Annotated in this window: 22 protein-coding genes; 6 read left to right on the plus strand and 16 right to left on the minus strand. The window is 74.0% G+C overall.

What is annotated here, in order from left to right; translation table 11 throughout:
• Positions 1 to 140: 140 nt before the first annotated feature.
• The gene (locus EDF20_RS15325; protein ID WP_123546940.1) at positions 141 to 1,112 is read right to left on the minus strand and encodes a helix-turn-helix domain-containing protein; all 972 of its coding nucleotides are present in this window, start codon (positions 1,110 to 1,112) and stop codon (positions 141 to 143) included.
• Between the two features lie 83 nt (positions 1,113 to 1,195).
• The gene (locus EDF20_RS15330) at positions 1,196 to 2,149 is read right to left on the minus strand and encodes an SDR family NAD(P)-dependent oxidoreductase (protein ID WP_133739298.1); all 954 of its coding nucleotides are present in this window, start codon (positions 2,147 to 2,149) and stop codon (positions 1,196 to 1,198) included.
• A 263-nt stretch (positions 2,150 to 2,412) separates the two neighbouring features.
• On the opposite strand from EDF20_RS15330, the gene EDF20_RS15335 reads away from it, so the two are divergent.
• Positions 2,413 to 3,207: an SDR family oxidoreductase gene (locus EDF20_RS15335; protein ID WP_133739299.1), complete on the plus strand. Its 795-nt coding sequence runs from the start codon at positions 2,413 to 2,415 to the stop codon at positions 3,205 to 3,207.
• 120 nt (positions 3,208 to 3,327) lie between these two features.
• Here EDF20_RS15335 and EDF20_RS15340 read toward each other — a convergent pair whose 3' ends face one another.
• A complete protein-coding gene (locus EDF20_RS15340; protein ID WP_133739300.1) occupies positions 3,328 to 3,999 on the minus strand; it encodes a biliverdin-producing heme oxygenase in 672 nt (223 codons plus the stop codon).
• A gap of 154 nt (positions 4,000 to 4,153) precedes the next feature.
• Between EDF20_RS15340 and EDF20_RS15345 the strand changes: the two genes are divergently transcribed.
• Positions 4,154 to 4,507 carry a DUF3140 domain-containing protein gene (locus EDF20_RS15345; protein WP_133739301.1) on the plus strand — a complete coding sequence of 118 codons (354 nt, stop codon included), beginning with the start codon at positions 4,154 to 4,156 and terminating at the stop codon, positions 4,505 to 4,507.
• 103 nt (positions 4,508 to 4,610) lie between these two features.
• Here the strand turns inward: EDF20_RS15345 and EDF20_RS15350 are convergent, their stop codons facing one another.
• From EDF20_RS15350 to EDF20_RS15395, 12 genes are all read right to left on the minus strand, one after another.
• Positions 4,611 to 5,066 carry an SRPBCC family protein gene (locus tag EDF20_RS15350; protein WP_123546935.1) on the minus strand — a complete coding sequence of 152 codons (456 nt, stop codon included), beginning with the start codon at positions 5,064 to 5,066 and terminating at the stop codon, positions 4,611 to 4,613.
• A 217-nt stretch (positions 5,067 to 5,283) separates the two neighbouring features.
• Entirely contained in the window at positions 5,284 to 6,612 is a 1,329-nt protein-coding gene (locus EDF20_RS15355) for a hypothetical protein (protein WP_133739302.1), read from the minus strand.
• A gap of 11 nt (positions 6,613 to 6,623) precedes the next feature.
• Positions 6,624 to 7,550, minus strand: a complete 927-nt coding sequence (locus tag EDF20_RS15360; RefSeq protein ID WP_133739303.1) for a S26 family signal peptidase — start codon at positions 7,548 to 7,550, stop codon at positions 6,624 to 6,626.
• Positions 7,532 to 8,185 carry a hypothetical protein gene (locus EDF20_RS15365; RefSeq protein WP_133739304.1) on the minus strand — a complete coding sequence of 218 codons (654 nt, stop codon included), beginning with the start codon at positions 8,183 to 8,185 and terminating at the stop codon, positions 7,532 to 7,534. Before EDF20_RS15365 ends, EDF20_RS15360 begins: the two co-directional genes overlap by 19 nt.
• Before the next feature lie 196 nt (positions 8,186 to 8,381).
• Positions 8,382 to 9,995 (minus strand): UDP-N-acetylmuramyl-tripeptide synthetase, encoded by a 1,614-nt coding sequence (gene murE / locus EDF20_RS15370; RefSeq protein ID WP_166644851.1) that lies wholly within the window; start codon positions 9,993 to 9,995, stop codon positions 8,382 to 8,384.
• Positions 9,996 to 10,085: 90 nt separating this feature from the next.
• The gene (locus EDF20_RS15825; RefSeq protein ID WP_158614633.1) at positions 10,086 to 10,235 is read right to left on the minus strand and encodes a hypothetical protein; all 150 of its coding nucleotides are present in this window, start codon (positions 10,233 to 10,235) and stop codon (positions 10,086 to 10,088) included.
• Positions 10,236 to 10,419: 184 nt separating this feature from the next.
• Positions 10,420 to 12,063 carry a serine/threonine-protein kinase gene (locus tag EDF20_RS15375; RefSeq protein WP_133739306.1) on the minus strand — a complete coding sequence of 548 codons (1,644 nt, stop codon included), beginning with the start codon at positions 12,061 to 12,063 and terminating at the stop codon, positions 10,420 to 10,422.
• A gap of 80 nt (positions 12,064 to 12,143) precedes the next feature.
• Positions 12,144 to 12,608, minus strand: a complete 465-nt coding sequence (locus tag EDF20_RS15380; RefSeq protein WP_133739307.1) for a MarR family transcriptional regulator — start codon at positions 12,606 to 12,608, stop codon at positions 12,144 to 12,146.
• 163 nt (positions 12,609 to 12,771) lie between these two features.
• Entirely contained in the window at positions 12,772 to 13,092 is a 321-nt protein-coding gene (locus tag EDF20_RS15385; RefSeq protein ID WP_123546928.1) for a hypothetical protein, read from the minus strand.
• Between the two features lie 100 nt (positions 13,093 to 13,192).
• Positions 13,193 to 13,336, minus strand: a complete 144-nt coding sequence (locus tag EDF20_RS15830) for a hypothetical protein (RefSeq protein ID WP_158614632.1) — start codon at positions 13,334 to 13,336, stop codon at positions 13,193 to 13,195.
• A 457-nt stretch (positions 13,337 to 13,793) separates the two neighbouring features.
• Positions 13,794 to 15,131, minus strand: a complete 1,338-nt coding sequence (locus EDF20_RS15390) for a hemolysin family protein (protein WP_133739308.1) — start codon at positions 15,129 to 15,131, stop codon at positions 13,794 to 13,796.
• A gap of 200 nt (positions 15,132 to 15,331) precedes the next feature.
• Entirely contained in the window at positions 15,332 to 15,700 is a 369-nt protein-coding gene (locus EDF20_RS15395; protein WP_133739309.1) for a VOC family protein, read from the minus strand.
• Positions 15,701 to 15,802: 102 nt separating this feature from the next.
• Between EDF20_RS15395 and EDF20_RS15400 the strand changes: the two genes are divergently transcribed.
• Complete coding sequence (locus EDF20_RS15400) at positions 15,803 to 16,246, plus strand: MarR family transcriptional regulator (RefSeq protein ID WP_133739310.1); 444 nt, start codon at positions 15,803 to 15,805, stop codon at positions 16,244 to 16,246.
• 24 nt (positions 16,247 to 16,270) lie between these two features.
• Here EDF20_RS15400 and EDF20_RS15405 read toward each other — a convergent pair whose 3' ends face one another.
• On the minus strand, positions 16,271 to 17,599 hold the full coding sequence (locus EDF20_RS15405; protein ID WP_133739311.1) for a hypothetical protein: 1,329 nt from the start codon (positions 17,597 to 17,599) through the stop codon (positions 16,271 to 16,273).
• A gap of 325 nt (positions 17,600 to 17,924) precedes the next feature.
• Between EDF20_RS15405 and EDF20_RS15410 the strand changes: the two genes are divergently transcribed.
• The 3 genes from EDF20_RS15410 (at position 17,925) to EDF20_RS15420 (ending at position 21,920) form a co-directional block, all read left to right on the plus strand.
• Entirely contained in the window at positions 17,925 to 18,791 is an 867-nt protein-coding gene (locus EDF20_RS15410; RefSeq protein ID WP_279586181.1) for an ABC transporter ATP-binding protein, read from the plus strand.
• On the plus strand, positions 18,788 to 19,780 hold the full coding sequence (locus EDF20_RS15415) for an iron-siderophore ABC transporter substrate-binding protein (protein WP_133739312.1): 993 nt from the start codon (positions 18,788 to 18,790) through the stop codon (positions 19,778 to 19,780). The genes EDF20_RS15410 and EDF20_RS15415 overlap by 4 nt, the downstream gene beginning before the upstream one ends.
• A gap of 124 nt (positions 19,781 to 19,904) precedes the next feature.
• Positions 19,905 to 21,920, plus strand: coding sequence for an iron ABC transporter permease (locus tag EDF20_RS15420; RefSeq protein WP_279586182.1), 2,016 nt, complete (start codon positions 19,905 to 19,907; stop codon positions 21,918 to 21,920).
• Positions 21,921 to 22,064: the final 144 nt, after the last annotated feature.

The following is a 22,064-nucleotide window of genomic DNA, read 5'->3' on the forward strand; positions in this document are numbered from 1 at the left end:
ACCGCGCGTACCCTGCGGCGCGCACGCGGTGTGCGCGGGATCGGCGGGTGTCGACGCAGGAGGACGCGGCACCAGGCGCTGGCGGCTGGCGGCCGGCCGCCGAGCTCGCGCCGCGGGTGCCGCCCGCCGGCCACGCGCCGTCAGCGCGCGAGCGTGTCGCGGGGGTACTCGCCGACGTGGTCGGCGTAGCTGGCCGAGAAGCGGCCGAGGTTGCCGAAGCCCCAGCGGCGCGCGACGGATGCGACGGTCGTCTCGTGCGGCGAGGCGGCGAGCAGGTCGGCCCGGACGCGGTCGAGTCGGACCTGGCGCAGGTACGCCGAGGGCGACGTGCCGAGGTGCTCGCTCATCGCGAGCTGCAGGCTGCGGGTGTGCAGGCCGACGGCAGCCGCGACGTCGGAGGGGCTGATCGCCTCGGCCGCGTGCGCGTGCAGGTACTCGAGGGCGTGCCGCACGCGGACGGTGCCGGGCGTGCGGAGCGAGCGGGGGACGTCGACGACCTGCCAGCGCCAGGTGCGGAGCACGGCCCGCGCTGTGCTCAGCTGCGCCTCGAGCCGGAGCAGGGGAGGGACGACCTCGCCGACGACGGCCTCGGTGGCCCCCGCCATCGCCGTCCGCCAGTCGGCGATCGCCTCGGCGCCGGGCGTGTTCGTCGTGTCGAAGGCGATGCGCTGGGCCGGCCCGCCGTGCAGCTCGGTCGCGGTCTGCTCGAGGAACTCGGTGCCGAGCCGCACCAGGTGGCTCTGCCGCGGACGGAACTCGAACTCGAACGAGTCCTCGGCGGGGATGAGGAACGGGGTCGACCCCTCAGTGCGGTACGCCTCCGACCCGCGGCGGACCGTCGCCGACCCGCTGCGGAACCACATGACGAAGTGGGTGTCGGGGAAGGGGATCTCGCCCTCCATGTGCCCGCTGAAGTGCGACGTCTGCAGGCTGACGCGCTCGTCGCCCGCCGTGACGTAGCGGTACGAGAACGGTGCGCTGGAGGGGCGTGCGTCGAACCGGCGCCCGCCGTGGTGGTCGGCGCGGCTGCGCAGCACCTCGTGCAGGTCGGTGCCCTGCTCGACGGCACGGCTGTACGCCGGCACGTCGAGGCGCGCGGATTCGTCCGACATCGGGGATCGTCTCGTCTCTGCAGGGGTCTGGGCAGGAAGAGCTGAATCGTGCCACAGGCCGCCGACATCCGACCCGTGGACGGTCAGGCGCGCGAGCGCGCCTCCGCGTCGACGAGGGCGAGAGAGACGTCCCACAGGCGGTCGGCCTCGGCCGGGTCGAGCGCCCAGGCGCGGACGCCGTGCAGCCCGTCGACGATCTCGTCGACCACCTCGGCCTCGTGGCAGTCCTCGAAGTAGCGACCCCGCACCTCCGTCAGCTCGGGCGCGGTGGCGAGCAGCACGGAGGTGGCCGCGCCCTGCTCGGGAGTCTTGACCGCGTCGGCCGCCGCGACCTTGGTGGCGGCGAGCACGTCCGGGGCCCAGTGCTTCTGCAGGCCCGTCCAGATGCCGCCGGGCATGCACGAGTTCGCGACGATGCCGTCGCCGGCCCAGCGGGTGCTCGCGCCGACCGCGAAGAGGGCGTTGGCCGTCTTGGACTGGGCGTAGGCGAGCCCGGGCTCGTAGCGCCGACGCCGGAAGAACAGGTCGTCGAACACGACGGGCGACCCGCCGTTGCCGCTCGACGAGACGGAGACGATCCGAGCGCCGCCGGCCGCGGCGAGGACGTCGTGCAGGCCGAGGGCCAGTGCGAAGTGGCCGAGGTGGTTCGTCGCGAACTGGAGCTCCCACCCCGCGGCCGTGTAGGTCTCAGGCGAGTCCATGACGCCGGCGTTGGCGATCAGGACGTCGAGCGGCCCGGTCCACTCTGCGGCGACGCGCTCGACGGAGGCGGGCCGGTCGAGGTGCAGCTCGACCACGTCGGGTGCGGACCCGCCGGTCGAGCGGGCGATGTCGTCGGCCACCGCACGCCCCGCGGCGACGTCGCGCACGGCCAGCGTCACCCGGGCGCCGGCCCCGGCCAGGGCGCGGGCCGTCTCGACCCCGATCCCCGAGGAGGCGCCCGTCACGAGGGCCGTCCGCCCGCCCAGGTCGACGCCCTCGAGCGTCTCGGCCGCCGTCGTCGTCGCCCCGAAGGTGCTGATGTCGCGTGTCGTCACGTGGTCCCTCTCGCTCGATGCCGCGACCCTACGCCGGGCCGCCGACACCGAGTCCCGTGGCGACTTGCCGCCTCCCCGACCTGCCACCCGGCCGCGTCGGCAGCCGGCCCGGACCGGACCCGACCCGACCCGAAAGCGACAAGACGACGCGGAACACAGGGTCGTCTTGTCGGCGCCGCGTCGCTTCGTCGGTGCGTGCCCGCCTGGGGCATGCTGAACGAGCGCGGGGAGTCGCTCTCCGCGCACCGACGGAGGGACTCCCCGTGCACATCGACCTCACCGGCAAGACCGCCCTCGTGACGGGCTCGACCCAGGGCATCGGCCGCGCGATCGCGCTCGGCCTGGCCCGGGCAGGCGCGACGGTCGCCGTGAACGGGCGCACCGCCTCCCGCGTGGACGAAGCGATCGCCGGCCTCCTCGAGGACGCCCCCGGCGCCTCCTTCGTCGCGGCCCCCGGCGACGTCTCGACCGACGAGGGGGCGCAGCAGGTGCTCAGCGCCGTGCCGCAGGTCGACGTGCTGACGAACAACCTCGGCATCTTCGCCTCCGCCGACCCGCTCTCGATCGACGACGACGAGTGGCGCCGCTACTTCGAGGTCAACGTGCTGTCGGCGGTGCGGCTGATCCGCTCGTACCTGCCGGGCATGACCGAGCGCGGCTGGGGGCGGGTGCAGAACATCGCGAGCGACTCGGCCGTCGTCATCCCGGCGGAGATGATCCACTACGGCATGTCGAAGACGTCCCTCCTCGCGGTGTCGCGCGGCTTCGCGAAGGCCGCCGCGGGCACCGGCGTCACGGTCAACTCGGTCATCGCGGGCCCGACCCACACCGCCGGCGTCGAGGACTTCGTCTACGAGCTCGTCTCGCGCGACCTGCCCTGGGACGAGGCGCAGCACGAGTTCATGGTGCAGCACCGGCCGCAGTCGCTCATCCAGCGCCTGATCGAGCCCGACGAGATCGCGTCGATGGTGGTGTACCTGTCGTCGACCTTCGCGTCGGCGACGACGGGGGCCGCGGTGCGGGTCGACGGCGGGTACGTGGACTCGATCCTGCCCTGACCCCAGCTCGGCGGCGCGAACCGACGCGAAATCGACAAAGCAACGCGGGGCCCCGCGTAGTTCTGTCGCTTTCGCGTCGGTTCAGTCGCCAGAGCTGATCAGGCCGACTCAGGCGCCGGCTCAGGCGGCGGCGGCAGCGGCGCGGCGTGCCCGGCGGTCGGCCTCGAGGCCGTCGAGGAGGCGGGTGTCGAGCGAGTGGGCGAGCGCGACCTCGGCGACCACCGCCTCCTTGTCGGCGTCGGTCCACGGGGCGGCGTCGAGCTGCTCGCGGTAGGTGGCCCGGAAGAGCGCCGGGTCGGCGACCTCGGCGAAGACGTAGAAGCCGACGCCGTTGACGTCGAAGCCGTAGTGCTTCTGCAGCAGCGTGCTGATGAAGCGCCCGCACGACAGGTCGCCGAGGTAGCGCGTGTAGTGGTGCGCGACGAGGGCCCCCGCCGAGGTCGCGGCGACCGTCTCGAGCCTCTCGACGTACTCACGCGTCGCGGGCAGGGCGACGACGCGGTCGCGCCAGGCGTCGCCGAGCAGGAACTCGAGGTCGGACTCGAGGGCAGGCAGCCGGCTCATGCCGGTCGTCACGAACGGCGAGGCCACGGGGTGCCCGGCCATGGACCCGGAGGCGCCCTCGAGCGCCCGGTACACGAACCAGTACTGCGCCACGAGCTGGGCGTAGTCGTCGACGTCGCAGGTGCCGCGAAGCAGGTCGGTCATGAAGTCGGCGCCGCCGCTGGTGCCGTGGCGACTGGTCGTCCGGGCCCGCAGCAGCTCCGAGAAGGGGACGACGTCGTGGGCCACGGGTGACTCCGATGCTCGGATCGGGCGGTCGGACGACGACCCGTCCCTGAACCGTACTTAGGTCACCCTTACCGCGCAACCCCCGTGCCTCCGAGGTCGCCGAGAGCACCGGGTGAGGAGGCCGTGCCGCGAGGGCCGGGGGCATGCTGGGCCGATGGACGACGACGAGAAGAAGAGCATCCGCGACGACTTCCACGACGCGGTGAACATGACCCCGCACGAGCTCGAGCAGTGGCTCGAGACCGACGAAGCGAAGGAGGTGGGGCAGAAGTCGTCCGACAGGGCCGAGTCGGTGGGGCACCACAGCGGACGCAGGATCGTGACGATCCTCCGCACGAAGGCGGCCGACCTGGGCGACGACGACTACGCGCACATGAAGAAGGTCACGGGCTACGTGCACCGGCACTCCGCACAGGGTCCGGAGGGCGACGCGCACGACTCGAAGTGGCGCTTCTCGCTGATGAACTGGGGCAACGACCCGGAGAAGACGACGAAGTCGAAGAAGTAGCGGCGACAGCCGCAGGACGCCGCCATGCACGGCGACGGCCCCGCCCCTCCGGTGAGGAGGAACGGGGCCGTCGCCGTGCGGGGCCGAGGCCCGGGCGTGCGGACTACGCCTGCACGTCGCCGCGCCAGGACCCGTCGGCCTGGCCCTTCGACTCGATGTACTGCTTGAAGTTGGCGAGGTCCTTCTTGATGGCCCGGCCGTCGGAGCCGATGGCCGCGCCGAGCTTCTCGAGGACGCCCTCGGTGGACCAGTCGATCTGCACGGTGACGCGCGTCTCGGTGTCGCTCAGCTTGTGGAAGGTCACGACGCCGGCGTGGTCGACCTCGCCGCCGGTGCTGGTCCAGGCGACGCGCTCGTCGGGGTGCTGCTCGGTGATCTCCGCCTCGAAGGTCTTCTCGACCGGTCCGACCTTGACCTTCCACACCGTGAGGGTGGGGGTGGTCTGCGTGATCGACTCGACCTCGTCGAGGAACTTCGGGAACTCCTCGAACTGGGTCCACTGGTCGTACGCGGTGCGGACGGGGACCTCGACGTCGATCGTCTCGATGGCCTGTGCCATGGTGTTCTCCTCTTGTCGTGATGTCGTGGGGCGGGCGAGCCCCGGTGGGTCCGACCCCGGAAGGGCCGGCCCTGGTGGGCGGCCTCGTGCGAGGCCGTGCCCGCCGACGTGAACGGTAGGAGGCGCGGGCCGGCCGGGTCCACGTGCAGAGGCGATGGTCAGGTGCCGGGTGACGCGGCGTCCCCCGGCACCCGCTGCGGGCCGGGAGCGTACTCGCCTAGCGCGGCGTGACCGCCATGCTGCGGAACGACGCGGGGATCGCGAGTGTGCGGACACCCACGTTGCCCGCGGTCGTGTCGCAGCCCGTGTCGGTGTGCGACACGGTGGTCTGAGGACCGCCGGACGACGCCTGGGCCGTCGCCGTGATCGTGCAGCCGACCATCTCGACGGTGAGGTGCTGCCACTGGCCCTGCGGCACCGTGGCGGCGAGGGGTGTGCGGGCGAACTCCCGCCAGGTGCCTCCGAGGTGCTTGCCCACGATGAGCGAGGTGCTCGAGATGCCGCCGTAGTAGCCGTCGAGCTGGTCGGTGCCCGTGCCCGGGTTCCGTACGCGGACGTTGAAGCCCGCGTCCAGGAAGGTGGCCGACGGGGCGTCGAACCGCACCTCGCCGGTCAGCGAGAGGTCCCCCCAGGTCTGAGAGGTCTCGACCGCCTTGTCGCCCTTGCCGGACTGCCTGTTCGAGTAGGTCTCCGTGGTCGCGTCAGCGGTCCAGCTGCCTCCGTAGGTCGTGAAGGAGGGTGCGGCACCGGTCTTCCACGGGGTGTTCCACGTGGCGGGGGGAGGGGAGACGGCGAGCGATCCCTCCGTCACCGTCACGAAGCGCCAGGCCCCCGTCGCCTCGAACGTGCGGAGCCCCACCATGCCCTTCTGGTGCACCGTGCCGCAGCCCGAGTCGAAGTGGCGGAACGCGGTGACGGCGCCGGGGCCGGTCGCCCCGACGGTGCTCTGCGAGACCGTGACGTTGCACCCGCGCACCTGCACGACGAGGTGGTACCAGGTGTTGTACGCGATGCCGCCCGGCACGTCGACCGTGCGGAGGAACTCGTACGACCCCTTCGTCATGCGTCCGAGCTCGAGCTTGCCGGTCGAGCTGACGTAGGCCCAGTACCCGTTGTGCTCGTCGAGGCCGGGCGACGGCGAGCTCACCCGTGCCAACAGGCCGACTTGCTTGCCGCTGTCGAGCTTGACGTCGGCCTGCACCGTGTAGTTCGTCCAGTCGGGGCTGCCGGTGACGGCCTTGGGCGCGGCCCCGGCCTGGTCGTTCCCGCAGGTCTCGTAGTACATGCCGAAGTCGTTCGGCGTCATCGTCTGCCAGCAGCCGCCGTAGGTCGTCCAGTCCGAGGCGCCGCCCGCGAAGCTCGAGCGGTACGGCAGGGCGTTCGTGGTGCGCGCGAACGACGCGGCCGTCGTCGCGGTGTTCCCGGTGTCGCGCACCGAGGCGGTGAAGGCCCCGGACGTGGGGTCGGCGGTCCAGAGCCCGGCCACGAGTGCGGCGAGCAGCAGGACGACGACGAGGAGGCGCCGGCCCGTGACCGGACCTCGCACGACCCGGCCCCTCACGAGGCGGCCGATCGTCGGCCGACGGTCTGCGGGGCGAGCCCGACGAGGAGGCACCAGAGCAGCGGGAGGCAGCAGACGAGTCCGAACACGAGCCAGCCGAGGGGCGGCAGGTGCGGAGCGATCGAGACGAGGACCCCGCTGCCGGCGGGGGCGTCGGGCGAGAGCGGAGGCAGGTCGAGGGTGCCCAGCTCGCCCGACGCGAGCACGACCGCCGAGCCGTGCTCGGTCGCGAGTCGCGACGGCAGCATGCCCGTTGAGGCGACGGTCGCGGTGCCGCCGAGTCCGTCGTCGGAGGCGGTGGTCCAGAGCACCGTCGCGGCCGTGAAGGGGCGGAGGACGGCCGAGACCGCCGCCACCACGACGGTCGACCCGACGACCCGCAGGGCGGAGCGGTGCGTCCGCGAGGGCACGAGCAGGGTGATCGCCCAGAGGGCGACGCCTCCGACCACGAGCCACGGCAGCGCCCGGGCGAGCCAGCCGACGCCGGGCAGCAGCACCGAGGCGCGGCCCACGAGGTCGGCGTCGGTCAGACGCCACGGGTCGTCGGCCTGGCTCGCGTCGCCGCGGGTCGCGATGCCCGTCGTGCCGATGTCGACGACCCGGTGGGTGAACGTCGTGCCGGTGCGACCGGGAGGGGTGAACGTGACGACGTCGCCCGCCCGGAGCTCGTCGACCGTGACGGGCGTCGTCACCACGAGCGTGCCGACGGGCGCGGCCGTGCCCATCGAGGCAGTGCGCACGACGAAGGTGCGGGCGCCGGCCAGGTGCAGCAGGGCCAGCGCGACGAGCAGGCCGAGGGCCAGGGCGACGCCGGCGGCGAGCAGCAGGTCACGTCTGCGGGCCGGTCGCCGGGCCGACGACGGCGTCGCGGCCGTGGTCGGCCCGGACGCGGTCGTCGACCGGGTCAGGCCGTGAAGGTCCACTTGAGAGGCACCGTGGCCGTCAGGCCCTGGTAGTCGTTGCCGGCGGCGCCGTCGAGGGTCACGGAGAAGACCATGTCGGCCTTCTGGCCGGCCGGGACGGCGGTGAGGCTGATGGGGGTGGTGCGCGCCCCGAGGTCGGCCAGGGTGCCCGAGTAGACGGACGTGCCGCCCTGGGTCAGCACGAGCGTGATCTTGCTGCAGATGTCGGTGGCCGTGCCGCTCGTGTCTCCGGTCTTGCCCGGGACGCAGGCGCCGGTGTTCGCGAGGGTGAAGGTGCCTGCGTCCATCGTGCCGACGTTGGAGATCGTGACGGGAACGTTGCGAGCGGTGCCCGGCTTGAGGGTCCCGCCGGCGCCGAACTTGTTGTTCGACGTGCAGGTCGCGGTGTTGCCGTTGCTCGAGACGGACGCCGACTCGGCACCGTTGCTGTAGCAGGTGGCGCCGGGAGTGCCGACCTCCCGCATGAGGAGCGTGCCCGTGGTGGCGGTGTTGTTCGCGTTCGCGATGCTCGCCGTGAACGCGGAGAGCGTCCCCGACATCGTCAGGGCCATCAGCACGGCGGCGACGAGGCCGGTGACGACGGCGAGGGGGGTGGTGCGGAGGCGCGCGTGGGCGCGGTGGGACGAGGAGGCCATGTGATCGGTCTTTCGGTCGGGTCGGTCGGTCACGGTCGCGACCGGCGCGGTCGTGACGAGCCGATTCCCAGCGGCGCCGCACGACGGTGACGACTGATCCCCCACCGGTCGATGCAACGCTATCGATGTCCACAGAAGTGAGGACACCCCAGTTCGTGGGCCCCCACGGCCCGGACCAGCGTCGGGCCTGGACGGGTCAGGCCCGCCAGCCGGCCTCGCGCAGGGCGGCACGGGCGTCCTGGCGGGGCGAGTACGGCACGTCCTCGGTGCCCACGACCCGGTAGTCCGTGTCGCCCGGGCCGACCCAGAGGACGGTGTCGCCGGGGCCCACGCCGCTCACCGCGTGCCGGATGGCGTCCGCCGGGTCGGCGAGCTCGACGACCGCCGCGACCCGCTGCCGGCACCGGCGTCGCTCGTCGGCGGCCGTCCTCGCGCCGGCCAGTAGCGCGTGCCGGATCGACGTGGGGTCCTCGGTGCGGGGGTGGTGGTCGGTCACGACGACGAGGTCCGCAGCATCGGCCGCCGCCCGGCCCATCGGCTCGCGCTTGGACGGGTCCCGGTCGCCGTCGGCGCCGATCACGACGACCAGGCGCCCGTCCGTCACGGTCCGCAGGGCCTGCAGGGTCTTCGCGACGGAGTCGGGGGTGTGCGAGAAGTCCGTGTAGACCCGGGGCCCGTCGACACCGGAGACGTCCAGGGTGCGGCCGGGCACCGTCACCTCGATGCCCCGTTCCACAGCCTCCTGGAGCTCGTCGACGACGTGGCCGGCCTCGACCAGCATGACGAGGGCGAGCGCGGCGTCGGCGGCCATGTGCCGTCCGATCAGCGGCACCGACGACCGGAGCACGCGGCCGTCCCGCCGCTCGAGGCGGAAGCTCGTCGAGGAGGCGCTGGAGGCGGTGACCTGCAGCCTCCAGTCCGCGGGGGCCTCGCCCGCCCCCTCTCCCTGGTCGACCCCGTCGCCGGTCGCGACGGTGGTCACGGGGACGCCGGAACGCGCCGCGATCTCGCGGCCCGCCGGGGAGTCGAGCAGCACGACCCCGCGCTCGGCACGGTGCTGGTCGAAGAGGGCGAGCTTCGCCTCGAGGTAGCTCGCGGACGTGGGGTAGTCGTCGCGGTGGTCGTGGCTGAGGTTGGTGAAGCCGACGACGTCGAAGCGGAGCCCGTCGACCCGGTGCCGGCTGAGCGCCTGGGCGCTCACCTCGAGCGCGGCGGTGTGGACGCCGTCCTCGGCCATGCGCGCGAGGAGGGCGTGCAGCTCCGTCGCCTCGGGCGAGGTCAGGCGGCTCGCGACGGCCGCGTCCAGGCTGCGTCGCTCGGCGGTGGAGCTCAGGCCGGCGGGGACGCCCAGCTGCCGGAGCACCGCGTGGAGCACGTGCACCGTCGTGGTCTTGCCGTTCGTGCCCGTGACCCCGAGGAGGCGCGGCCGCCGCGACTCGGTCCCGCTCACCCTCGCGGACAGCCGGCCGAGGTGCCGTCGGGGGTCGGCCACGACGAGCGAGGGGAGGCCGGCGGCGGAGGCGCGCTCGACCCCCGCGTCGTCGGTCAGCACGGCGACGGCGCCGGCCAGGGCAGCCGCCGCGGCGAAGTCCGCCCCGTGGCCCCGGCGACCGGGGAGAGCCGCGAAGAGCCCGTCGGGCAGCAGCTCGGCGTCGTTCACCGCCACGTTCGTGACGAGGACGTCGAGTGCCGCCTGCTCGTCGGACCAGCCGGTGCCGGAGGCGGGCACGAGCACGAGCCCGTCGCCCCGCAAGGCGGACAGGCGCACCCCGACGGGCCGCCGCGGGCGGAGGAACGAGAACTGGGGCACGGGTCTCCCGGGGCGACGTCGACGGAACGACCATCGTGCGCCGTACACCGCACGAGGTCCCGTGGGGATGTACCCCGACGAGTCCGCCGTCTAGAGGAGGCCGAGCGCCGTGAGGACGCCCGCGGCTGCCGTGACGCCCGCGGCGACGGAGGAGCCGACGATCACGAGGAGGGTCACTCGCCGCTCCCGGTCGCCGACGGACCGGGCGGAGGAGGCACGGTGCGGATCGGGGTACGTCACGGGGCTCCCTCCTGTGGGGCCGGGTCAGGCCCGGGCGCGCCCAGCATGGACCTGACGGGCCGCCGGCGCACCCACCCAGTCCGGGGCGCTTCGCTCAGCGGCCAGCGGCCAGCGGCCAGCGGTCAACGGCCCGTTCGGCCCACGGCCCGCTCGCTCCGCGGCCCGCTCGCCCTGCGGCCGCTCGTCAGCGGGGCGCGGGCCCTCCGACGCTGCCGAGGTCGACCCCCGTGCCGCCGACGCCCTTGCCGCTGCCGGTGCTGACGCCCGCGCCCGCGCCCGTCCCGTTGCCGTTGCCGTTCCCGTTCCCGTTCCCGTTCCCGTTCCCGTTCCCGTTCCCCACCCCAGGTCCGCTGTTCCCGTTCCCGCCCGGCGCCGCAGGCTGACTGGGCGCCGGCTCCTCGACCGGGGTGCTCGGCTCGGGCACCGGGGCCTGCGAGGTCGTCTCGTCGGTCGGCTCGGACGTCGAGGGCTCGGGTGCCGGCTCCTCGTCCTCGGTGGAGGGCGAGGGCGTGTCGGCAGGCTCGGTCTCCGCCGGAGTCGTCTCCGCCGGAGCGGGGGTGTCGCTGGTCGCCGGCGCGACGGGCTCGTCGTCGCCGCGGGTGACGGCGAAGCCGATCAGGGCGGCGGCGCCGAGGGCGAGCGCGACGAGGCCGGCGATCACCGCGCCGCGACGGCTGCGTCGTTGAGGCACGGCTGCGGGGCCGTCGGAGCCCGTTCCCGAGCCGACACCAGCGGCGCCACCGGCACCGGACCCCGAGACGCGTCCCGTGCCGCCGTCCACGGCGCCGAACCGCTCGGTGGCGGCGTCCGCGGCGGCCGACCCTGCGAGGGCGCCCGCCGCACCGGCCCCGAGGCCCGCGGCTCCGAGCCCGGCAGCCGCACCGGCCGGCAGGCGTCTCGTCGGGGCGTCCCCGTCCGAACTCGGCATCAGCGCCGTGGCGGCGCCGGTGCGGGCGTCGTCGGCGCGTCCGCCTCCGGCGACCAGCGCCTCCGCCCTGGCGTGCACCTCGAGGGCCGTCGGCCGGGCCTCGGCCTCGCGCGCGGTCATGGCACGCAGCAGCGAGGCCCACTCCGGGCCGAGTGCGTCGGGGACAACGGGGTCACGGTGCAGGCGCCCGGTCAGCGACTCCATCATCGAGCCGGGGAACGCCCGCTCCCCGGTCAGCGCCTCGAGCACCACGAGGCCGAGGGAATAGATGTCGGAGGCCGGCCCGACCCGCGTGCCCAGGGCCTGCTCGGGGCTGAGGTACGCGGCCGTGCCCAGCACGGCGCCGGTCGCGGTCACGCGCGTCGAGTCGACGAGGGAGGCGATGCCGAAGTCGGCGAGCTTGGGCGACCAGCGGCGACCGGGCACGGGGGAGGGGGCGAGCAGCACGTTGCTCGGCTTGACGTCGCGGTGCACGATGCCGGCCGTCTGCACGACGTGCAGCGCGCCCGCGAGGTCGACGAGCAGCTGCGCCGCGTCGGTCGTGTCGAGCGGGCCCTCGGCCAGACGCGACGAGAGGGACGGGCCGTCGACGAGCTCCATGGCGAGCCAGCCCGGGCCGCCCGTCGGCGCGACGTCGGCGTCGTACAGGGTGACGAGCGCGTGGTGGCTCAGCGAAGCGAGCACGGCCACCTCGTTCTGGGCCCGCTGGGCGTCGGCCGGGTCGGAGCCCTGGGCGCTGAGCAGCTTGACGGCGATGGTCCGCCCGAGCAGCCGGTCGTCGGCACGGTGCACCGTCGACATGCCGCCGCGCCCGAGGACGTCGCCGAGGAGATAGCGGCCAGCGAGGAGGCGTGGTGCGTCCCGGTCGTCCACGGTCGCGTCGTCGTCCCGGTCGTCCATGACCCCGAGGCTACCCGGCGGGCACGGGGAACGACGCGACGGTCAGACGGCCGCCGAGGGCCCCTGACCGGTCAGCAGGCTCAACGAGCCGGGACGGGAGCCGTGGTCTGCTGCTGGGCGATGACCGAGCTGAGCTCGTCCAGGAACGCGCTGACCGCCTCCGCCTGTTCCGTCGGCACGCCCATCAGGAACTTCCGAACGTGCGGAGCGCTCGTCACCGTGTCGCAGGCGTCGCGCCCGTTCTCGGTGGTCGTCACGATCTTGCGACGGCCGTCAGCAGGGTCGGGGGTGCAGGTGATCAGCTCGGCGTCCTGGAGACGGTGCAGCAGGTTCGAGACCGCGGGCGTGGAGAAGCCCAGGGTCGCGGCCAGCGTGCTGGGCGTCATCGGCTCGTCGGTCTGCTCGGCCGCGAGCACGAGGGCCAGCGCGTCACGCTCGGTCCGTGGCAGCGCACCCGCGGATCCTCGGCGGTCGAGTCGCTGCTCGGTGATGCGCCAGGCCTCGAGGGCGGCGTGCAGGCGGGCTGCCTGGATCTTCTGCGGCATGGGGGTGGTGTCCTCTGAGTGGTCAGGTCGTCGGGGTGCGGCGGCGGGTGCCGGTGGTCCGGGTCGGGCGCGGACGGTCAGTCGAGGTCGTCGTCGTCGATCGAGGTGTCGAAGTAGGCGACGTGGTCGTCGGGGGCGGAGCCGAGGATGCGGTCGGCGAAGGTCACGAGGCGACCGCCATCTCGCGGTCGTCGCGGGCCGACACGGCCTCGGGGTCGACGAAGAAGCTCGCGTAGCTCACCTCGAGCGGCCGCACGGCGTCGAGGGAACGGGCGCCGGTCTCGACCGACTCGGCCATCGAGGTCACGACGTCGCGGACCCGGCGGCGACGCGGGTAGGTCTCGATGCGGGCCGCGGGGACGGAGCGCTCCCGGACGTAGAAGCTGTCGAGCTCGGTCGCCGTGGGGCGCACGGCACCGCCCACGCGACCGCTGACGGCGGCGACGAGGCCCTCGTGCGTGAGGCGACGGAGGTCGACGCTCATCGGAGCACCTCCGAGTCGAAGAGCTCGGCCAGGTCGAGCGGCTGGGTCTCGGCCAGGAGGTGGTGGCCGGCGTCGGTCACGGCCGCGGGGGTCGAAGCGCTCATGCGCCGGCGCCCATCGCGAAGAGCATGCCCGCGATCAGCGTGCCGCAGGCCGCGAGGGCCGAGGTGGCGACGACGAAGAGCGTCAGCTGACGGTCGGCGTCGCGGATCTCGGAGAAGGGGGAGTGGTGCGTGGTGGTCATGTCCTGCTCGTTCCTGCCAGCCCTGCGCTGACCTCGAGGTGCATGTCGTTCGTGTCGGTCGTACCGCCGTGAATCGGTACACACGAATGGTTACACAGACTCGCTAGTCGTTCTAACTAGATGGCTGAGAGAGTTCGCAGAACGGACATCCCTCGAGGACGAAGCACCCGGAGTGCCCACGCAGGGTGTGCGAACGACGTGCGCGCAGCATGGACGCGGCATGGACGCGGCGTGCGCGCGGCGAGAGGCCTGGACGAGCACCCTCCTCCGGAACGGGGAGACCAGGGGAGGGTGCTCGAGGCGCCCCGGCCGGGTTCAGGCGACCGGGATGTGCGCATCGACGTCGACGGGGCGGAGGTTCGGGTCGACCACCCCGCGTCGGTGCGTTGCGTCGACATTAGGGGCGTCGGGCGCGCCAGGACGAGGGGGTTGCCAATCGCTCGATGCCGAGCTATCTTCAGCTCTCGGCGAGGGGGCGGTCCTCTGCGGGTGGCTCGGCGTGGTGCTCCAAGGGCGTCACGCGCACCGTCGCGATCCGGTAGCCCTCCATGCGGACCACCTCCAGGGTGGCGCCGTCGACGGCGAGGGTGTCGCCGACGACCGCCAGTCGTCCGAGCGCGTCGAAGACCCAGCCCCCGACCGTCTCGTACGGGCCGTCGGGCAGCGCGACGCCGGTCTCCTCCTCGAGCTCCTCGACGATCATGCCGCCCTCGACCTCGCGGCTCTCACCCGCCTCCAGTGCGCCCCCGCCGCGGTCGCCGGTGTCGTACTCGTCGTAGATCTCGCCGACGAGCTCCTCGAGCAGGTCCTCCAGCGTGACGATGCCGTCGGTCCCGCCGTACTCGTCGATGACCACCGCGATCTGGTGGCCGTCGTCGCGCATGGTGCTGAGCGCCGCCAGAACCTTGGTAGTGCCGGGCAGGGCGAGGATCGGCCGGGTGATGTCGGCGACGGTCGTCGCCTGGTCGCCGCCCGCCGCGGGCACCGACGCCATCAGGTCGCGGACGTGCACGAAGCCGAGCACGTCGTCACGGCTGACGCCGACCACGGGGTAGCGCGAGTGCGGCAGGGCCAGCACGGCGCGGTAGCCGTCGCTGACGGACGAGTCGCCGCCGAGGAACGACACGTCCGGCCGCGGCCTCATCACCTCGGCGACGCGGCGGTCGTCGGCGTCGAGCACGTCGGCGAGGATGCTGCGGCTGTCGCGGTCGATCTCGCTCGTGTTCGAGATGATGTCGCGGACCTCGTCGGCCGAGACCTCGTCCTCCTTCTGGTCGGGATCGAGCCCGAGGAGGCGCCCCACGGCGTTGGTGGACACCGACAGCAGCCAGATGACCGGTCGCATCAGCCGGGCGAGGGCGTTGAGCGGCGGCGCGAGCGCCTTCGTGAACGCGACGGACTTCTGCATCGCCAGGCGCTTCGGCACCAGCTCGCCGAACACGAGGGAGAGGTAGGCGACCACGAGCGTCATGCCGATCAGCGCGACGGTCGACGCCGTGCTCTCGGCGAGGCCGAGCGCCATCAGCCCCGGCACGAGGTCGGGCGCGATCGTCGAGGCGCCGTAGGCCGACGAGAAGAAGCCGGCGAGCGTGACTCCGATCTGCACGGCGGAGAGGAACGTGTTCGGGTTGCGGACGAGCTGCCCGATCTTCCTGCCGCGCTCGCCGCTGGCCTCGATCGCCCTGACCTGGCTGTCGCGCAGGGTGACGATCGCCATCTCGGTGCCCGCGAACACCCCGCCGATCAGCACGAAGAGAACGACGAGGCCGATGTTGAGCAGGGTGTCCGTGTCCATGCGCTCGATCCTGGCGGGGCGGACCGGGAGATCGCCCCGAACGTGCGCGAGGTGCACGCTCTGCACGTCGCGGGAGGCGCCTCGTCGGCTGGGTCTGCTGCCCTAGGCGACGCGAGGGCGACGAAGCGACGTGATGTTCCGCGTCGGTTCGTCGTTTCCGCGTAGTGACCGACCTGAGGAGGCGCGGGCGAGGGGGTGCGTCAGGCCCGGTCGTGCAGGGTCACGTGGTAGCCGTCGGGGTCGGCGAACGTGAAGGTGCGCCCGAAGGGGCCGTCGATCGGCTCGGCGACGACGGTCACGCCGGCCTCGACGAGGGCGTCGTGGATCGCCTGCACGTCGGTGGCGTGCAGCCAGAGCGCGACGCCGAGGCCGGGCTGGGCGACCGCATCGAGGTCGGTGCGGGGCAGGAGGCTCCGCAGGGCGAAGGCGATCGGCGTCGTCGTGAAGACGACGGCGTGCGGCGGGCCGGCGGGCGAGCGGACGAGGCCGAGGTGGGTCTCGTAGAACGCCCGGGAGGCGTCGAGGTCGCGGACCTGGAGGGAGACGAAGTCGGGGCCGGTGACGGGCATGGGTGTTCCTGTGCTGATCGGGGTGAGGTGACGGCGTGGCGAGGCGACGCGGCCTTGTGTGTCAGTCTTCTGACACGGATCAACCTATGTCAGACTGCTGACATGAGTCAAGGGATCGACCTCGAGACGTCGCTGGGCTACCTGCTCAAGGAGGCGTCGAGCGCTCTGCGGACGGCGATGGAGGAGGTGCTCCGGCCGCTCGGCATGACGGTCACGCACTACTCGTGCCTCGAGCTGCTCGCGCAGCGGCCGGGGCTGTCGAACTCCGAGCTCGCCCGTGGGGCCTTCGTGACCCGGCAGTCGATGAACGTCCTGCTCCAGGCCCTCGAGCGCGACGGGTCGGTGACCCGGCCCGCGGAGGCGCCGGTCGGCAAGGCGCTGCCCGCCCGCCTGACGCCGGCGGGGCGGCGACGCCTCGCGGCGGCGACCGCGGCGGTGCGCGGCGTCGAGCTGCGGATGCTCTCGGGGATGAGCGAGGCCGACCGGCCCGAGGCGCGCCGCCTGCTGCGCAGCATGGTGGAGTCGCTCCGCGGCGACGTGGCCTGACGCAGGCGTGTCAGGCCACGAGGGTCAGGCCCGGCGTCGGAGGCGCGCAGCCGTTGTGAGGACCCCGCCGAGCAGCAGCGCCAGGGCGGCGATCCCGGCGGGCAGCGCGGACTCCGTGCCCGTGTAGGCGAGGGACCCGCCCCGAGTCGCCACCACGGTGTTGACCGGGACGCCGGCCGGCCCGGCGGGCGTCACGACCGGCGCCGCGGCGGCGGCCGAGACGGTGAACGGCGCGACGGCGGCGGCCAGCGAGGTGTCGGACGTCTCTGTGTCGATCACGACCGCGGTGGTGCCGAAGTCGCCGGCGGGAAGCACGAACCGGGCCGAGAAGGTGCCGTCGGCAGCGATGGGCACGAGCGCCGAGGCAGGCCCGTCCGTGGCCGAGTACTGCACCGGCTCGTGGTCGAAGAAGTCCTCGTCGGGTGCGGCCTCGGCCTGCTCCGCCGTCGTGACCAGCGAGGTCAGGTCGGCTGCCGCCTCCTCGGCGGGTGCGTCGACGGGCGCGTCGGACGACGATCCGCCGGAGCCGAACGCGAAGCCGAAGCCCTCGTCGACGTCGTCCGGCGCGCCGACGACGACGACCACGGCCTGGCCGGGCAGCCCGCCGGAGCCGGTGACGGTCACGATGCCGGCGGCGGCGCCGACGGGGGCGACGACGACCGGGGCCGGGATCGGATCCGTGACGGCCACCTCCGTGCTGCTGGTGGTGCCGTGCGCGTCGCTCACGGTCACCGTCAGGGTGCCGAGGGGGAGGTCGGTAGGCACCTCGACATCGAAGTACACGGAGCCGCTGGCGTCGAAGACGAACGGCAGCTGGTCAGGGTAGAGGGAGAAGACGTCGTCGGGCGAGACGGCGTCGCCGTCGACCCTGGCGGAGACGGCGTCGCCGGCCGTGAAGCCCTCCACGAAGACGGAGAAGGTCGATCCGGGGTGCGCGGCGCCCGGGTAGACCCCGACGCTCGGCTCGACTTCGGGAGCGACGACCACGACGGTGCCGGCACCCTGCGCGGTGGGGACCGAGGCGTCGGTGGCGGTGGCGGCGGCCGGCTCGGCGGCGGCGGTCGGGGCCGGTGCCGGGTCGGTGGTCGGCGCGGGCCGCCGGCCGACCGCAGTGTTGCCCGGGGTCGTGGTCGGCGCGGGCGTCGAGGAGGCGGCGTCGGCCGGGTCCGCGGGTGCGGGCGCGTCCGACGGGGCGGCGGCGGGCGCGGCGGCAGAGGCAGCGTCCGGGGCGGCCGTGGTCGACGTCGCGGCGGTCGGCGCGTCGTCGGCGAAGGCGGCGGTGGGCACGAGGACGAGCGCGGCGGTGAGGGCGGCGGCGCCCGCGGACGTGCGGAGGCGGTGGGACGTGGTCATGTGGTCTTCCCCAGGGAGCAGGACGCCTCGGGCGGGCGCCGTCACGCCGACCGTAGGGTGCACCCACCCGTCGGCACGGGCCCCCGAACGAGTCGGACGGGTTGCCGTGACCAGATCGTTGCCCGAACGTCCCCCGTCCCGAGTCTCACGGGGGACGTGACGTGCCTTCGCTCGGCGTCGAGGCACCGGGTTGCGGTCGCTGGCTAAGGGTAGGCTAACCTCAGTCCTCGTGACCTCGCCCGACACGGCCCTCCTGCCGCCCGCCTCCTCGGCTCCGCCTGCCGACCTGCCTGCCGACCTGCCGGCCGTGGCGGCCGAGCCGGTCGTGCCCGGTGCGCAGGTCGAGGCGACCGCCCTCGTGGCCGACGGCGTCTCGGTCTCGTACGGCGCCTCCGACGTGGTGCACGCCGCCCGGCTCGAGCTGCGTCCCGGCCGGGTCACCGCGCTCGTCGGCCCCAACGGCAGCGGCAAGTCGACGCTGCTCCGCACCGCCGCCCGGCTGCAGCGGGCGCGGGCGGGGACGCTGTCGCTCGAGCAGCAGCCTCTCCAGCAGGCCGAGGCGTCTGCGGCGCCGACCGACGGCCTGGCCCTCTCGGTCCGCGACTTCGCCCGGCACGTCGCCCTCCTCACGCAGGGACGCCCGGTGCCGAGCGGCCTCAGCGTGCGCGACGTCGTCCAGTTCGGCCGCTACCCGCACCGCGGGCGCTGGGGCAGGGCCGACCCGGGAGGCGCGGCGGCCGTCGACCGCGCCCTGCAGCTCACCGGCGTGGCCGACCTGGCCGAGCGCGGCGTCGACCAGCTCTCCGGCGGGCAGCTGCAGCGGGTCTGGCTCGCCAGCTGCCTCGCGCAGCAGACCGGGGTGCTGCTGCTCGACGAGCCCACCACCTACCTCGACCTGCGCTACCAGGTCGAGCTGCTCGACCTGGTGCGCGACCTCGCCGACGAGTCGCAGATCGCCGTCGGCGTCGTGCTGCACGATCTCGACCAGGCCGCGGCGCTCGCCGACACGGTCGTCCTGCTGCACGAGGGCCGCGTCCGAGCCACGGGCACGCCCGCCGACGTGCTGACCCCCGACCTCCTCTCCGAGGTCTGGGGCATCGACATCGAGGTCGACACCGATCCCTCCACCGGCCGGCTCCGCACCCGTGCGGTCGCCCGTCACCACACCAGAACCGAGAGGCTCCACCCATGACCAGCAGACGACGCGTCCTCGCCGTCACCGCCCTCGCCGCCTCGGCCGCCCTCGCGCTGGCCGGCTGCGGCACCACCGAGGAGGCGGCCGACGGCTCGACCACCGGCTCGGGCTCGGGCGAGCAGATCACGCTCACCGACGGCACGGGCACCGAGATCACCCTCGACGGTCCGGCGACGAAGGTCGTCGGCACCGAGTGGAACGTCGTCGGCGACCTCGTCTCGCTCGGCGTCGAGCCCGTGGGCGTCGCCGACGTCGAGGGCTACGAGGCGTGGTCGTCGGCCGTGCCGCTCACGGGGGACCCGACCGACATCGGGACCCGCGGCGAGCCCAGCGTCGAGACCGTCGCCTCCCTGGCTCCCGACCTGATCGTCGCGACCACCGACCTGCCCGCGGACGCCGTCGAGCAGCTGCGCGACATCGCGCCGGTGCTGCAGGTGGTCTCGGCCGACGCCTCCGACCAGATCGGCCAGATGGAGACGAACTTCGGGATGATCGCCACGGCGACGGGCACCGGCGAGCGGGCCGACCAGGTGCTCGACGCCTACACGAAGGCGGTGCTCGACGGCGAGCAGGCGCTGGCCGACGCCGGTCTGGCCGGCACGGAGTTCGCCTTCGCGGACGGCTACGTCGACGCTGGCCAGGTGAGCATCCGGCCCTACGCCCCGGGTTCGCTCATCAGCGAGGTCACGACGTCGCTCGGCATGGTGAACGCCTGGACGCTCGAGGGCGACCCGGCCTACGGCCTCGCCTCGACCGACGTCGAGGGGCTGACGCAGCTGCCCCCCGACACGCAGTTCCTGTACTTCTCGAACGCCGTGGACGGCGACCCGTTCGCCGACACGCTCTCGTCGAACGCCGTCTGGCAGTCGCTGCCGTTCGTGCAGTCGGGCGACGTGCACCGCCTGCCCGACGGCGTCTGGGTCTTCGGCGGACCTGCCTCGATGACGGCCTACGTCGACGCGCTCGTCGAGACGCTGACGGCCTGACCCGGTGACCGTCACGGAGCCGGCGCCCGTCGCCGACGCGCCGCCCGTCGCCGACGGGGCTCCCGTCCCTGCGGACCTGCTGGAGGGGCGGGTCGCGCCCCCGCCCCGTGCCGGTCTCGGCGCCGTGGCGGTCGTCGTCGTGCTGGCGGGGGCCGTCGTGCTCCTCGCCCTCGTCGACGTCACGCAGGGCACCGCGGCGGTCGGGCCACGCGAGGTGTGGCGGGCCCTGACGGGCTCCGCGACCGCGGGCGACGCCTCCGTCGTCGTGGCGTCGCGCCTGCCGCGGATGGCGGCGGCGATCCTCGTCGGCGTGGCCCTCGGCGCCGCGGGTGCGGCGTTGCAGACCGTCAGCCGCAACGTCCTGGCGTCGCCGGACACCCTCGCGGTGAACGCCGGCGCGTACGCGGCCCTCGCCGTCGCGTCGGTGACCGGTCTCTCGCTGCCGTTGGTCGCCTCCTCGGGCATCGCGTTCGTCGGCGGGCTGCTCGCCGCGGGCGTCGTCCTCGCCCTGTCGGGCCTCGGCTCGGGGTCGGTGCGGCTCGTGCTCGCGGGCAGCGCGCTGGCGCTGGGGCTCGCCAGCGTGACGAGCGCGCTGCTGCTGCTGTTCCCGCGCGAGACCGCGGGGCTCTACCAGTGGGGGCAGGGCAGCGTCGGGCAGAACGGCTTCTCGTCGGTCGCCCAGATGGCCCCGGTCGTGCTCGTCGGCCTCGTCGTCGTGCTGCTCATGACGCGCCGGCTGGACGCGCTCGGCCTCGGCGACGACGCGGCCCGCAGCGTCGGGGTCGACGTGCGCACCACCCGCGTCGTCACCGTCGTCGCGTCGGTGCTGCTCTCGGCCGGGGCGGTCACCGTCGCCGGGCCGATCGGCTTCGTCGGGCTCTGCGCCCCCGCGTTCGTGCGGCCGCTGCGTCGGCTCGTGCCGAGCGTCCGCCGCACCTGGGTCTTCGTGTCGCTGGCCGGGCTCGCGGGCGCCGTCGTGGTGCTCGCGTCGGACGTGCTGCTGCGCGCCGTGGTGGGCGCGGAGGCGTCGGTCCAGGTGCCGACCGGCATCGTCACGTCGATCGTCGGCGCGCTCGTGCTCGTCGTGCTGGCCTTCCGGGCGGCGGACCACGGCGGGTCGACCCCGACCGAGCAGCACCGGGTGGTCTCGCGGCGCCGCTTCGTGCTCGTGCTCGCCGCGCTCGTGGTCGTGCTGGTCGGCGTGGCCGTCGCCGGGGTGCTGCTCGGCGACGCCGTGCTGCTGCTCGGCGACGTCGCCAACTGGGCGACCGGGCGGGCTGGTCCGGTCGTCAGCTACGTGCTGGACACCCGGGTGCCGCGGGTCGTCGCCGCCCTGCTGGCCGGGGCTGCGCTCGCCCTCGCCGGGGGGCTCGTGCAGTCGGTGACGCGGAACCCGCTGGCGGAGCCGAGCATCCTCGGCGTCTCCGGGGGAGCCGGGCTCGGCGCCGTCGTCGCGGTCACGAGCGTGCCCGCGATCTCGGGCTGGGGCGTCGTCGGGGCCGCGTTCGCCGGGGCCGTCATCGCGGCGGCGGTCGTCTTCGGCCTGGCCGCACGCGGCGGGTTCCCGCAGGACCGGCTCGTGCTGATCGGCGTCGGGGTGGCCGCCGCGACCGCCGCGGCCATCAGCCTGCTGATCGTCCTGACCGACCCGTTCAACGGGGCGAAGGCGCTGACCTGGCTGTCGGGGTCGACCTACGGCCGCTCGTTCGCCGACTCGGTGCCGGTCGCCCTCGCGCTGGTCGTCGGCCTCGTCGCCGCGGGGACGAGCCACCGGGCACTCGACCTCGTCGCCCTCGACGACGACACCCCCCGGCTGCTCGGCGTCTCGCTGTCGAGGTCGCGCCTGCTCTTCCTGTCGCTCGCGGTGCTGCTGACCGCCGCCGCGGTCGCCGCCGTCGGGGTGGTCGCGTTCGTCGGGCTGGTCGCCCCGCACGCCGCCCGCTCGCTCGTCGGAGCCCGGCACTCCCGCGTGCTGCCCGTCGCCGTCGTGCTCGGCGCGGCGCTCGTCGGCCTCGCGGACGTCCTCGGCCGCACGGTCATCGCCCCGGCCCAGCTCGGCGCGGGGCTGCTCACCGCGCTGATCGGGACGCCGTACTTCGTGTGGCTCCTCTGGCGCGGCCGCGCCGCCCACCAGCGCTAGCTCCTGCCTCTCCTCCTGCCACCGCGCCTCCTGCCGTCGGTGTCACCACGAGTGGTCCGAATTCGGCCCTGCCGGTCGTCTGGACGACACTTCCTGACCATTCGGCGAGGCAGCGTCGTCAGTCGTCGGCCAGCCGGGGGCGAT

It is taken from the genome of Frigoribacterium sp. PhB116 (genome assembly GCF_004364285.1).
In the GTDB taxonomy this organism is placed as follows: Bacteria; Actinomycetota; Actinomycetes; order Actinomycetales; family Microbacteriaceae; genus Frigoribacterium.